At 68.5% G+C, this 12,788-nt stretch carries 10 protein-coding genes; 8 read left to right on the forward strand and 2 right to left on the reverse strand.

Features of this window, described 5'->3' with window-relative positions:
* Positions 1-246: 246 nt before the first annotated feature.
* From DFW101_RS13160 to DFW101_RS13180, 5 genes are all read left to right on the forward strand, one after another.
* Positions 247-624 (forward strand): response regulator, encoded by a 378-nt coding sequence (locus DFW101_RS13160; protein WP_009182015.1) that lies wholly within the window; start codon positions 247-249, stop codon positions 622-624.
* A complete protein-coding gene (locus tag DFW101_RS13165; RefSeq protein WP_009182016.1) occupies positions 621-2,204 on the forward strand; it encodes a SidJ-related pseudokinase in 1,584 nt (527 codons plus the stop codon). The genes DFW101_RS13160 and DFW101_RS13165 overlap by 4 nt, the downstream gene beginning before the upstream one ends.
* A gap of 117 nt (positions 2,205-2,321) precedes the next feature.
* On the forward strand, positions 2,322-2,963 hold the full coding sequence (locus DFW101_RS13170) for a TetR/AcrR family transcriptional regulator (protein WP_009182017.1): 642 nt from the start codon (positions 2,322-2,324) through the stop codon (positions 2,961-2,963).
* 305 nt (positions 2,964-3,268) lie between these two features.
* Positions 3,269-4,195, forward strand: a complete 927-nt coding sequence (locus tag DFW101_RS13175) for a hypothetical protein (protein ID WP_232286021.1) — start codon at positions 3,269-3,271, stop codon at positions 4,193-4,195.
* 82 nt (positions 4,196-4,277) lie between these two features.
* Positions 4,278-5,171, forward strand: a complete 894-nt coding sequence (locus DFW101_RS13180; RefSeq protein WP_009182019.1) for a hypothetical protein — start codon at positions 4,278-4,280, stop codon at positions 5,169-5,171.
* A gap of 249 nt (positions 5,172-5,420) precedes the next feature.
* Here the strand turns inward: DFW101_RS13180 and DFW101_RS13185 are convergent, their stop codons facing one another.
* Complete coding sequence (locus DFW101_RS13185; RefSeq protein WP_009182020.1) at positions 5,421-6,914, reverse strand: outer membrane homotrimeric porin; 1,494 nt, start codon at positions 6,912-6,914, stop codon at positions 5,421-5,423.
* Between the two features lie 101 nt (positions 6,915-7,015).
* A complete protein-coding gene (locus DFW101_RS13190; protein WP_009182021.1) occupies positions 7,016-7,510 on the reverse strand; it encodes an AmiS/UreI family transporter in 495 nt (164 codons plus the stop codon).
* Positions 7,511-8,142: 632 nt separating this feature from the next.
* Here DFW101_RS13190 and glmS point away from each other — a divergent pair.
* From glmS to pyrF, 3 genes are read left to right on the forward strand one after another with little or no spacing between them, the layout of a single operon-like run.
* Positions 8,143-9,966, forward strand: coding sequence for a glutamine--fructose-6-phosphate transaminase (isomerizing) (gene glmS / locus DFW101_RS13195; protein ID WP_009182022.1), 1,824 nt, complete (start codon positions 8,143-8,145; stop codon positions 9,964-9,966).
* A gap of 6 nt (positions 9,967-9,972) precedes the next feature.
* Positions 9,973-11,922 carry an N-acetylmuramoyl-L-alanine amidase gene (locus tag DFW101_RS13200; RefSeq protein ID WP_009182023.1) on the forward strand — a complete coding sequence of 650 codons (1,950 nt, stop codon included), beginning with the start codon at positions 9,973-9,975 and terminating at the stop codon, positions 11,920-11,922.
* Between the two features lie 16 nt (positions 11,923-11,938).
* On the forward strand, positions 11,939-12,625 hold the full coding sequence (pyrF, locus tag DFW101_RS13205) for an orotidine-5'-phosphate decarboxylase (protein WP_009182024.1): 687 nt from the start codon (positions 11,939-11,941) through the stop codon (positions 12,623-12,625).
* The last annotated feature ends 163 nt before the right edge of the window (positions 12,626-12,788 follow it).

Consider the following 12,788-nt stretch of genomic DNA (forward strand, 5'->3'; position numbering starts at 1 on the left):
TTGTGCGACGGGCGCTTTTTTTGTGGCCGATCACAGGCCCAGGGCCGGCCCAACAGGCGGCGCGCGGGGGCGGACCGCTCTTTTCCCGCGTGGCCAACTCCATGGGAAACAAGCCGTTGGCCACGAACCAGTCCCGCGCCCCTGGGCGGCCTCGGTGCCCCACGGTTTGCGCATTGACAAACCGACTGGCGAGGGCCATCAAAATGGCGGAACCGACAGGTGTGTAACGTCCAGGGAGAACCGGCCATGACCTCGGCACGCGTAATGATCGTGGAAGACGAAGCCATAACCGCCATGGCGACCGGGGCCATGCTCAAGCGGCTCGGGCATGTGGTCGCCGCTTCGGTCTCCACGGGCGAGGCCGCCCTGGAAGCCTTCTTCCGCCATGCGCCGGATCTCGTGCTCATGGACATCCGTCTCGACGGGGACATGGACGGCATCGAGACGGCCTGCCGCATGCGGCGCGAGTCCAACGTGCCGGTGGTCTTCGTCACGGCCTACGTGGACGAACGGACCCGGCGGCTGGCGGCCGAGGCCGGGCCCCTGGCTTTCGTGGCCAAGCCGCTCGACGAATACGACCTGGACGCGCTGCTCGGCCAGCTGCCCGAGATCCAGGCCCGGTGACCGGTCCCGGCTACGAGGCCTTTGGCCTGGACGGCGATTTCACCGCCGCCTTTCTGGCTGCCCGGCGGGTGGCCGATCTGGCCGGACGCGATCCCGCCGCCGTGGCGCCGGCCACGGTCACGGCCCTGCGAACCCTGCTCGCCCGAAACGACCACGCCCGGCAGACCCAGGCCCGCATCCTCTACCGCGAGGCGGCCGGGGCCCTCGTCACTTTGCTGGCCAAGGGGCCGCCGCATCTGGCCGGCCTGTCCCGGGAGGCCCTGGCCCGGGCCCTGGCCACGCCGGGCAAACCCCGCCTGGCCACGGCCGAGGCCGTGGGGGCCCTGCCCCTGGCCGGACTTCGCGGCCCGGACGTGCCGGTGCCGCCGTCCGTCGCCGGGCCGGCCACCTTTGCCGCCCTGTGCGGCCGGGCCGGGGCCGACCCCGCGGCCGGAGTCCGTCCCGCCGGCCGAAGCCTCCTTGTCCCGACCCGCCGGCCGGACAGGCTCCTGGTGGTCAAGCGGCTGCGCCAGGGCGAGGATCCGTCCGGACTCGCCCGGGAGGCGGCCTGGATGGAGCACTGCGCCACCCTTCCTTTTCCCGAGCCCTGCCACGTGCCGACCCCCTGCCGGGACGGCGAGCCGGTCCTTTTTGCCGTCCCGGACCTGCCGTTCCCCCTGGCCGGCCTGGACCCCGCCGGCCGGTGCCTGGCCTACCTGGCCCGGACCGACTATTTCGCCTACCCCAACGCCGCCGGCCCCCAGGCCCTGGCCGATGACGCCCTGGCCGGGGCGCTCGGCCGGGCCGCCTTCCTTTTCGGCTGGCTGGCCGGCCAAGGCATCCTCCACGAGGCCGCCATCCCGCTTTTCCACAACCGGGTCCAGCGCGGCCGGCGCGAGGACGGCGGGGTCTACGACTGGCGCCTGCCCGGCCGGCTCGACCGGTGGCTCCACTCGTCGCTCCACCCCAATTTCGGCCTGTCGGGCCTGCGCGACTTCGAACACCTCGTGGCCCTTGGCGACCGGACCGGCACCCTCTACCGCCGCCTGGGCGACCATCTGGTCAGCCTGTTTCTGGTCGCGGGCAGCGCCTTTCGCCTGCGCGACCCCGCCCTGGTCGGCACCCTCCCGGACGGCCGCCCGGCCGACGCCCGCCACCTCTTTGACGAGGACCTCCTGGCCCGTATCGTCGGCCACATCCATGGCCGCTACTTCGAGGGCTTTGTCGGCGAGGCCGGGGCGCGGGTGCCCTTCCACCCGCGCGAACTGGCCCGGCGCATGGTGGAGGAGATGGGCGTGGACCGGCACATGGCCGAGCTTTTGCGCCTGGACGACCAGGCGGCGATGACCGACGCCGCCTTCGTGGCCTTTCTGACCGACCGGGGCCTGGCCCCGGCCGAGGCCGCCCGCCTGCGCCGGGGCCAGGCCGATGTGGAGCTGGCCACCGGCCCGCACCTCGGGGCGTTCAACAACCGCACCAGCCTCCCGGAACTGAACGAAGCCACGGCCGCCTCCGTGGCCGCCTGCCTGGCCGCCCGCCACGAAAAGAGCGGAGAGAAGAGGCCTCCGGCGGCCGGGGGGGATCAGCCCCGGACCCCCTGAAAGGGGGCTGCCGCAACGGGGCTTGGGGCGTCGGCGTTCCGGTCTTGCGATCGGCTCGCGGCGGACAGGTGAAAAGGCGCTTGACAAAGTCACCGGTCGGTGACTATTACCCGGGGCATGGAACGAGAGAGCAAGGTCGCCGGCAGGGACCGGCCAAGGGACCGCGAGGCCACCAAGAAGCTCCTTATGGACGCTGTGGGCCGGGTCCTGGCCAAGCAGGGGTTCCGGTCCGTCGGGGTCAATACCGTGGCCCGGGAAGCCGGCGTGGATAAGGTGCTCATCTACCGCTATTTCGACGGCCTGCCCGGGCTTGTGGCCGCGTTTTCCAAGGAGGGCGACCTCTGGCCGAGCCTTGAGGAACTGACCGGCGGTGATCTGGTGGCTTTCCTGGCCCTGCCGCTTGCCGAGCGGATGGTCGTCGTCACCCGCAACTACATGCGCGGCATCCGGGCCCGGCCGCTCACCCAGGAGATCCTGGCCTGGCGGTTTCTCGAGCAAAACGAGTTGACCGATGCCCTGGACCTTGCCCGGGAACTGATGGGGACCCGGCTCCGGGAACTCGTCAAGGTCGATGGCGACGCCTTGGGAGTGGACATGCAGGCTTTTAGCGCCGTGATCGGCGCGGTCATCAACCATCTGGCCGTCCGCGCCCGGCAGGAAAAGACCTTTGTCGGCCTCGCCCTCGACGACGAGGCCACCTGGGAACGTCTGGAAGCCATGCTGGCCCGGATCACCTGGAGCATCATTGGCGGGGCGTAGCGTGGCCCTTTTTTTTGAACCTTATGTCACCAGTTGGTGACTAAAGAGGCGCTGGGAAGGCGGGGAGGTGTGCCGTGAACAACGAGAGCGAACAGCGTTCAGGGAGCGGCGGGAGGGCGGCGGGAACGGGGGAAGGCCGGCTTGGCCGTGGGGCGCGTTGCTCCATGCCGAGCGTCGGGCAACAGGAACCGACAGGGCGGGGAAACCGGAAGGGGGTGTGTATGGATACGGTGCGCGAGGTTGGAAAGGCTTCGAGGCAAAGGCGCGGGGACACGCTGTGGCCCTGGTTGTTTGGATTTGCCCTCTTGGCCGCGACGCTGCTCCTGGCGGGCTTGGGCGAGGCCCGGGCGGCCGACGAGGCCGGGACGGAGGTGGAGGAGGATCTTGCCGCCATGGGTGAGACGGCCAGGGAGAAGCGGGCCAAGGACGGACCGGTCGCCAAGGGGATCAGGGTCGAGGGTGGGGCGAGCTACGTGGCTCCGGCCGCTGTCTCGGGCGCGAAAATGGCCGCCTGGCGGGAAGAGGCCAAAGTTTCCTATGACACGGGGCCTGTCGCGGTCGATCTCGGCTACGCCGGGACGTCGTATGATTTCTCCAGGACCGGCCGCTTGCCTTTTGGCGGGGAAGCGCCCTTTGACGCCCTGCACAAATGGAACGCGGGCGTGACGGTCAAGGGCGGACTTTGGCCGGGGGGGAGCGGCTTCGTCGGGCTGCGGGGGAACCTGGGCTATGCCCGTGATCCCGGCGAGGGACTGGTCGGCGCGTCCGCCCTGGCCGGCCTGATTATTCCCCTGGGAAGCCAGTGGGCGGTCACCGCCGGCGGCGGCGTCTCCTATGACCGGGTTCAGACCCGGTTCGTGCCGGTGGCCGGTCTGCGCTACGCCTGCGCCGCTGTTCCGGAATTGACGGTCGATATCGGCTTTCCCCGCACCGAGGTGGCCTGGCGCGGCGGCACCTGGTGGGGCCTTCGCCTGACCGGCAGCGTCGACGGCGGCACCTACAAGCTGGCGGACGACAGCCCGGCCGCGCCGGACGGCTACGTCTCCCTGTTTTCCGCCCGGGCCGGGGCCTGGCTCGATCTGCGACCGGCCGCCGGCCTGTCCGTCAGCCTCGGAGCGCTCTATGCGCTGCCCGGGACCATGACGTTTTATCGGGAAAGCGGCTCCCGCATCAAGGAATACGGCGTTGGCGGCGCGCCCGGCGGCGCGGCTCGGCTGCGCTACGAGTTCTAGGCTTTCTCCCGCCCCCCTATTGGCGTCGCCGTCGCCGTCCGATAGGAAGGAGGCGGCGACAAGGGCCGGTGGGAGGAAAAAGATGGCACGGACAGGCAGGGGGATGATCGAGGCGCTCGACCGGCTCGGGCTCCTCAAGTACGTCCTGGCCGCGCTCTTTGCCGGCACGGCCCTTGCCCTGACCGTTGGCGCCTATTTCTACGAGGAGGCGGGCCACCGGCCGCCCCGGCCCGTCCTGCCGCCGCCGGTCCTGGCCCTGGTGGCGGCGCAGGCGCCCGTGGACGGGCACGTCTTTCGCGCCCCGGCCTCCCGGGCCGTGCGTTTCGCCGCCGCGCCCGAACCGCCGGCCGGGTTTTCCTTCTACGACATCGCGGCCGACGAGACCCCGGCCTCCCTGGCCGCCAAGCTCGCGCGCAAACGGTTTAAGGTCGGACGCGGCCGGGGCGAGGCCTGCAACTTCGCCTATCCCCTGTCCGATCCCGCCGGCGGCCGGGAAGCGGTGGCGGCCTTCATCCGGGACCGCAGCCGGGAGTGTTGCGCCCTGGCCGGCGAGCTGCCCGGACAGCTCGTCACCTACGCCTTTTCCCGGACCGCCGCGCCTACGGCGGCCAAGGCCGGCCCCATCGCCGGGGCGGCGGTCTTTTCCGAGGTCGGGGCCGGCCTTTTGACGCTCAATCTGCGCTTTTCCGAAAACCTCGACGGCTACCAGACCGCCCTGTCCACCTACCTGACCGGCCGGTTCGGGCCGCCCTCGTCCCTGGGGCAGACGGGAGGGGAGGGTCGGCCGGGGCAGGCCTGGGCCCGGGAAGGGGGCTTGGTCACCATGGTCCGAAACGGCGGGGCCCTGTCGGTCACCGCCTACTACGCCGCCAACATCGAACGCCACGCCGCCCTGGCCGCCAAGCTGGCCGGCCGCCCCTCCCCCCGCCCGTCCGGCCAGGCCGGAGGCCGGCTGGCCATGGCCGTCGTCCCGTAGGCGGCCCGAAGCCGCCCCCGCCGGCGGCCGAAAAACCCATGCGCCGTCCCGGGCCAACGGCGCCGCCCGTTGCCTCCGACCGAAGTTCCGGCCCGGCCTGATCGCGGCGGCGGGCGCCGGCCTTTCCACCACCGCCCCTTCTTTCTCCCGGAGGACCCGGCCCAGGCGCGCAGGCCGGCGGCCGGACGCAAAAAGGCCGGGGTCCTGGCGAGGACCCCGGCCCGGCGTTGGTCGCGGTGCGACAGTCGTCTAGAACGTGTACTTCAGGCCGAACGCGACCTTCCAGGCGTCCTCGGCCTTGTTGGCCAGGCGGCGGCCCCAGACGTTCTTCTGGAACTCGCCCGGGATGGCCCAGCCGGTTTCGAGGATAAGCGCCAGGTTTTCGTACAGCATGTACTTGGTGTCGAAGTTCAGGCCAATGACCCATTCCTTGTCGGTCAGGTCGCGGCCCATCTGGAAGATGGGGTTGCTGCCGAGCACGAAGTTGGCATAGCGGATGGCCTTGGCCGAGTTGTTGCCGTGGACGTAGGCAAAGGTCAGGCGGTGGGTCAGCTGGTCGAGGAAGCTCATGTTGTTGAGCGAGGCGCCGAATCCCCAGGCGCCGAGCGGCGAGATGCCCATGTTGGAGCCCTTGACCAGCTCCTGGCCGCCGTCGAACAGGAAGCTGTTGCCCGCGTTCCAGCTCTGGGTGCCGCCGTTGTGCTCGCCGCCGCGGCCGGAGCCGGGGAAGAAGTTCGGCATGCGCTCGGAGCCGTTTCTCGTGGAGCTGTCCTCGCCCGTGGACCAGAAGCCGAAGGCCTGGGGCGTGACCATGGTCAGGCCCGTGTATTCCGCCGCCGCATCGATGAACCAGCCGTTGCGGACGTTCTTGCGGTATTCGTTCATGCCGTGCTGGCCCCAGATGACGTCGGCGTAGAACTTGAAGGGATCAAACGTCGTGACTTCCAGGGTGGTGCCGGCCCACAGGGCGGTGATGAAGTTGTTTTTCCAGCCGACGGGTCCGACCGTGAACAGGCCCGAGGAGATCAGGCCTTCGGCCCAACCGGCCTCGGACAGGTAGTGGCCGCCCTTGCCGCCGACGCCGAACAAGGCCCACGGGGTGGCCTTGAAGCCCTCGATGGTGATGGGCAGGGCCAGCATGTAGCCCTCTTCGTTGGAGTAGACCGACGTGGTGGTCGGCGCGTAGGTCCGGTCGCTCGAGATGGTGCGCACGTAGGCCAAGACCAGGCTCAGGTGGTCCGGGATCAGCGGCGCCGAGATGATCAGCGAGGCCACGTCTTCGTCGAACACGATGCTGCCGGCGAAAAACGAGCTCTGGGGAATGGAGGCCGGCTGGAGACCGGCCGAGATCTGGATGTCGCAACCCGGCCACTTGAACTGCAGGTAGGCCTGGTAGACTTCCACGGCCACGGTCGGGTTGGCGGCCGTGAAGGTGCCGTGGCCCCAGGTGTCCTCGACCAGCACGCCCAGGCGGAACTTCACGGCTTCATTGGCGATGAAGTCCGAGCGCAGGCGGAAGCGCTCCCAGATTTCGAAACGGTCTTCGGTCTTGGTGCCGGCGCCCTGGATGGTGCCGGCCTCGTTGATCCATTTGGCGCTGTTCCAGCCGGTGAAATTCCGGTTGGCGAAAAAGTTGCCATAGACGAGCGCGTCGCCCGTCATCCGCACCTCGGTGGCTGCCTGGGCGCGGACCGCAGCCGTCATCATAAGGACGGCCGCCAGAATGCAGACAAAACGTTTCATGATTCCCTCCTCCGTAGCGAGTGTTCCCCAAAACGCAACCAACGCCCGAACATGGAAACAGGCCCGGACCTGTCGCGGTCCGGGCCGTGGCGCGCCCCAGCCTAGAACGGCAGCGGCTTGCCCGAGAGAAGCAGAAAAGCCGGGATGTAAAGCCCGACAGGGACCCATATGATCAGCGACCAGGCAAGCAGCCGGCCGGACAGTTTGCCGTAAGCGTTGAGCCAGACTTCAAGCGTCAGGACCGTGTACCCGGCACAGGCCAGCGTGAAGTAGTTGCTCCCTTTGACATGGTAGTAAAGCAGCATATAGATGAACGATACGATGGCAACCGTCAAGCTGACGTTGCCGACGGACTTCATGTTGTCGAGGCCGGTCAGAAGGGCGTAGGCGACGGTGCAGTAGAGCAGCCCGTGTGCAAAAAGCAGGCCGGCCGTGAACGCATCGTTTTGTATGACGTTGATGAATGCGCCGAGAACGACGCAAATGCCGACAAAGGCGCAGATGGCGCCCGTGCCTTTCGCTTCCCCGTAGCCGAGAAAAAGCAGGGCCACAGGCAACCACATCAAGGAAATGGCGATCAAGATAGCCAGCGTCATTACATCCCCCACCGGTTCTGGTTGAATCTTCCCAAATCCTCCCGCCATGGATCACGCGTTTACACCAGAAAGCCTCACCCGGGATATTCGGATCGCCGGCAAGGCGCGCCGCTCCCTCCGAAAAACCGCACCCGGCGCGGGAGCCGCCCACACACCGGTGCCTGCCTTTTCGGAAACACATCCGCTGCCACGGAGCATCAGGTATCGCGACTCCCTGGCAAATACCGATCCGTAATGAAAGACATTAAATTTCAGTTAGATAAAAAATAATGTGGCCAAACCGTGACAGTCGGTGGGACTTAGGCACACAGTTTTGCATGCCGCAACCGCCCGGCCGACGAGGCATTTTGGCAAAAAACCAATAAAAAAGACCGGTTGGCTGGAAGGGAAGATTTGTCCTGGGGCGGCGAGGAATTGGGTCAAAACTTCCCAGAAAAATTGTCGGGTAAAAATTACCCGCCGGAAAAAACATGGCCGCCGTCCGGGACCGGCCGGCTCCGGCCGGATATGTTGAAATGCGCGGCAAGGCGGGCTAAGACTGGCACACCGTGATCAGGACGGATGCCGGGCGAGACGTTCGCCGGCATCATGGCCGGGCGGCAAGCAAGCCCCGAACGCGGGCAGGAGAGACTATGTGCGGCATCATCGGGTATTGCGGACACCGGCCGGCCGTGCCGGTCATTGTCGAAGGCTTGCGGCGTCTTGAGTACCGGGGCTACGACTCCGCGGGCGTGGCTTTCCTCCAGGGCAAGGACCTGGTCACGGTCAAGGCCGAGGGCAAGCTCGCCAACCTGGAAAACAAGCTGGCCGCCCAGAACGTCTACCAGGCCACCTCCGGCGTCGGCCACACCCGCTGGGCCACCCACGGCCTGCCCACCGAAAAAAACGCCCACCCCCACCTGGACGCCTCCCGGGCCATCGCGCTCGTCCACAACGGCATCATCGAGAACTACCAGGACCTCAAAAAGGAGCTGGTCGCCGCCGGCGTGCGCTGCGTTTCCGAGACCGACACCGAGATCCTGGCCCAGCTGATCGGCTTCTACCTGAAGGAGGAGGGCTCCCTGGCCGAGGCCATTTCCCGTGCCCTGTCCCGGGTCGAGGGGTCATATGCCATCGTGGTGGTTTCCCGCGAGAATCCGGGCATGCTCTATGCCGCGCGAAAGCATTCGCCCCTGGTCATGGGCGTGGGCGTGGGCGAGAACTTCCTGGCTTCCGACATCCCGGCCTTTCTGCCCTACACCCGGGAAGTGGTCTTTCTGGACGACGGCGAGATGGCCCGCATCGACGCCGGCTCCTGGCAGGTCATGGACGCGGCCACGCTTGAGCCCATCGCCAAGGAGGTCCGGCACATCGCCTGGGACGTCTCGGCCGCCCAGAAGGGCGGGTACAAGCATTTCATGCTCAAGGAGATCTTCGAGCAGCCGCGCGTCATCGCCGACTGCCTGGCCGGCCGGGTGGACAGGAACTCGGGCCGGGTGATCCTGCCCGAACTCGAGGCCGCGGAGGTGCCGGAACGGCTTTTCATCGTGGCCTGCGGCACCTCGTACCACGCGGGCCTGTGGGGCATGTACCTCATGGAGCAGTGGGCCGGTATCCCGACCCGGGTCGAGATCGCCTCGGAGTTGCGCTACCGCGACCCGATCCTCGGCCCCGGCGACACGGTGCTGGCCATCAGCCAGTCCGGCGAGACGGCCGACACCCTGGCCGGCATCCACCTGGCCAAGGCCCGGGGGGCCCGGGTCATCGGCCTTTGCAACGTGGTCGGGTCGAGCGTGGCCCGCGAGGCCGACCTGGTGGTCCACACCCAGGCCGGGCCGGAAATTTCGGTTGCCTCCACCAAGGCCATGTGCTCCCAGCTCGCCCTCCTGACGCTCATGGCCCTGGCCTTTGGCCAGCGCAAGGGCGTCCTGCCGGAAGACGCGGCCAAAAACTGCGTGCCCGGCCTGGAACACCTGCCCGCCGCCCTGGACGCGGCCCTGCCCGGCATGCGCCAGCGCGCCCGGGAACTCTGCCGGGTCTATGCCGAGGCCAGAAGCTTCCTCTACCTCGGCCGGGGCCTGTGCTTTCCCCTGGCCCTCGAAGGGGCCCTCAAGCTCAAGGAAATTTCCTACATCCACGCCGAGGGCTATGCCGCCGGCGAGATGAAGCACGGCCCCATCGCGCTCATCGACCCCAAATTCCCGACCTTTGCCCTGGCTCCGATCGACAGCCTCTATCCCAAGGTCAAGTCCAACCTCCAGGAGGTCCAGGCCCGGGGCGGCAAGATCATCGCGCTCACCCAGCCCGGCGGCGACCTCGACGTGGACCATCCCTGGGAGACTCCGGCCGCCTGGGGGCCGCTCGCCTCCTTCATGCTGCTGCCGGCGCTCCAGCTGTTCGCCTACGAGATGGCCGATTACCTGGGCAAGGACGTGGACCAGCCGCGAAACCTGGCCAAAAGCGTGACCGTGGAGTAGGGGCTGGTGCGGCGTTTTTCCTTCGTCAACTGGACTCTGGCGGCGCTTGTGGCCGTGGTCCTGGCCGTCGGCCTGGCCGGCGTGGGCCGGGCGGCCGACGTGTCCGCCGGCTACCAGTCCGCGGTCCGGCAATTCGAGCGGCTGCGCGACGACCCGGCCTCGGCCGGCCGGCGCGACCTGTGGAAGGCCCTCGACGCCAGGCTCGCCGCCCTGGCCAAGGCGGCCGGCCAGGACAGGCTCGCGGCCAGGATCCTCTACTACCAGGCCTGGACCAACGCCGAGCTGGCCGACCGCTCCTACCTGGACGCGGACTACGAGGCCGCGGCCGCACTGTACGGGCGCGCCGCCGCGGCGGATCCCAAAAACGCCTGGGCCGACGACGCGCTCCTGCGCCGGGCGGTCCTTCTGAAGGAGCGTCTGCAAAAGCCGGCCGAGGCCCGGGCCGACCTGGAGACGGTGGTGCGCCGCTATCCCAAGGGGGACATGGCCGCCCGGGCCGCCGCCCTGCTGGCCGGCCTGGACGCCCCGGCCGCGCCGGGGAAGGGCCAGGACAAGGCGGAAAAGGCCGCGCCGGACAAGGCCGCCCCCGTTGCCCCGGCCACCTCGGCCCGGCCGGCCACCCTGATCCGGGCGGCCGTGGCCGAGAGTTCGACCGGCGGCCGGGTGACCCTGACCTTTGACCGGGAAACGACCTACCGCTACCAGCTTCTGGACCAGAAGCGGGCCAGCGGCGAACCGGTCAGGCTCCTCTACATCGACTGCGACAACACCCGCACCGGGGAGGGCCTGCCCTCGGAAAAGCGGTTCGAGAAGGGCGCGGTCTCGCGGCTTCGGGCCGGCTATTTCACGCCCGAGACCGTGCGCGTGGTCCTCGAACTCGACGACGTGCGCCAATACGAGCTCCACGCCGAATCCTCGCCCTTCCGGGTGGTCCTGGACCTGACCGGCGCGCCCGCCGGCCAGGAGGCCGGCAAGGCTCCGGAGTACCGGGCCGAAGCGAGCCGCCGCAAGGAAGGCGGGGCTTCGAAATCCATGGACTGGCTCGGCAACCTCTTTCATGGCGAAGAGGCCTCCGGCCCGGCGCCGCCTTCCCGCAAGGGCCAGGCCGCGTCCGGCGGCGGACCCGCGGCCAAGGCCCGGCCCGCTCCGTCCGAACCGGCCCCAGGCGCTTCGGCCTCCGGGGGGGGCGCGGACCCGGCCAAGGTCCGGCTGCGCCTGCCCACCCTGCCGGACGGCAGACCGAGGGGCGGCAGTCTGGTCGAGCAGTTCGGGCTGTCGGTCAAGACCATCATGATCGACCCCGGCCATGGCGGCAAGGATCCGGGGGCCCAAGGCCTTTTCGGGGTGACCGAAAAGGACGTGAACCTGCAGTTCGCCAAGGTCCTCGGCGAGGCCCTGCGCAAGAACGGTTTCAACGTCCTCTACACCCGCACGTCCGATGTGTTCATACCCCTGGAAACCAGGACCGAAATGGCCAACACCAAGGGTGCGGACCTCTTTGTCTCCATCCACTGCAACTCCCATGGCGAGGCCGAGTCCTCGGGCCTCGAAACCTATTCCCTGAACCTCGCCACGTCCCAGGACGCCGTGCGGGTGGCCGCCCGGGAAAACGCCGCTTCCCAGAAAAAGATCAGCGATTTGCAGGCCATCCTCACCGACCTCATGCTCTCGGCCAAAACCGCCGAGTCCAAGGATCTGGCCCGGCTCGTGCAAAAGCGGGCCCTGGGCGGTCTTCGCGGCCGCTACGCCACCCGGGACCGGGGGCCCCACGAGGCGCCCTTTTTCGTCTTGATCGGCGCCAACATGCCGGCCGTGCTGGTGGAACTCGGCTACGTCACCAATCCGGACGAGGCCAGGCGCCTGACTTCCGACACCTACCAGCAGGCCCTGGCCCGGGGCATGGCCGACGGCATCGCAGCCTACAAGAAACGCATCGAACGCTACGCCAACCTCTAGCCCCCAAAGCACCCCCATGCCCGAAACACACGCCGACGAACGCCTCATCGTGGCCCTGGACGTGCCGACCGCCGCCGAAGCCCTGGAACTGGCCGACCGCCTCGCCCCCCATGTCCGCTTTTTCAAGGTCGGGCTCCAGCTCTTCCTGTCCGCCGGCTTTGCCGTGTGCGACGCCCTGGCCAAGCGGGGCCTGAAAGTCATGCTCGACCTCAAGTTCCACGACATCCCCCAGACGGTCGCCCTGGCCACGGGACAATTCGCCGGCCACGACATCGCCCTGGCCACGGTCCACGGCTATCCGCAGGTGGTGGAAGCGGCGGCCAAGGCCAAGGGGGGGACCAAAATCCTGGCCGTGACGGTCCTGACCAGCCTTGGGCACGACGAACTCCAGCAGTCGGGCTTTGCCGGCTCCCTGGCCGATCTCGTGCGCCTGCGGGCCGTGACCTCGCTCTCGGCCGGGGCCGACGGCATCGTCTGCTCGCCGCTCGAAACCGCGCTTTTGCGCAAGAACCTCGGGACCAAGCCGCTTATCGTCACCCCGGGCATCCGGCCGCTCGACAGCACCCGCGACGACCAGACCCGCACGGCCACGCCGCTGGCCGCCGTCTCGGCCGGGGCCAACCACATCGTGGTCGGCCGCCCCATCACCAAGGCCCTGGACCCCGCCGCCGCCGCGAAGGCCATTTTGGAAGAAATCCGGTAGGACCGGGGGGAGGGAACCCCTTTTTGAAAAAAGGGGTTCCCTCCCCCCGGACCCCCCTCCTTCCCCAAAAACTTTTGAAGGGGTGGATGGGAGCGGGGAAAGCGTGCAAAGGAGGCCGGAGAGGGGTTTTGCCGGATGTGTCGGCTTGAAACGGCGATGCGAC

It is taken from the genome of Solidesulfovibrio carbinoliphilus subsp. oakridgensis (assembly GCF_000177215.2).
In the GTDB taxonomy this organism is placed as follows: Bacteria; Desulfobacterota; Desulfovibrionia; order Desulfovibrionales; family Desulfovibrionaceae; genus Solidesulfovibrio; species Solidesulfovibrio carbinoliphilus.

Excerpts from the sequence above, each read along its gene's own strand:
- DFW101_RS13185 (WP_009182020.1), bottom strand. The coding sequence starts at position 6,914 with ATGAAACGTTTTGTCTGCATTCTGGCGGCCGTCCTTATGATGACGGCT.
- DFW101_RS13190 (WP_009182021.1), bottom strand. The coding sequence starts at position 7,510 with ATGACGCTGGCTATCTTGATCGCCATTTCCTTGATGTGGTTGCCTGTG.
- DFW101_RS13170 (WP_009182017.1), top strand. The coding sequence starts at position 2,322 with ATGGAACGAGAGAGCAAGGTCGCCGGCAGGGACCGGCCAAGGGACCGC.
- pyrF (WP_009182024.1), top strand. The coding sequence starts at position 11,939 with ATGCCCGAAACACACGCCGACGAACGCCTCATCGTGGCCCTGGACGTG.
- glmS (WP_009182022.1), top strand. The coding sequence starts at position 8,143 with ATGTGCGGCATCATCGGGTATTGCGGACACCGGCCGGCCGTGCCGGTC.
- DFW101_RS13180 (WP_009182019.1), top strand. The coding sequence starts at position 4,278 with ATGGCACGGACAGGCAGGGGGATGATCGAGGCGCTCGACCGGCTCGGG.
- DFW101_RS13160 (WP_009182015.1), top strand. The coding sequence starts at position 247 with ATGACCTCGGCACGCGTAATGATCGTGGAAGACGAAGCCATAACCGCC.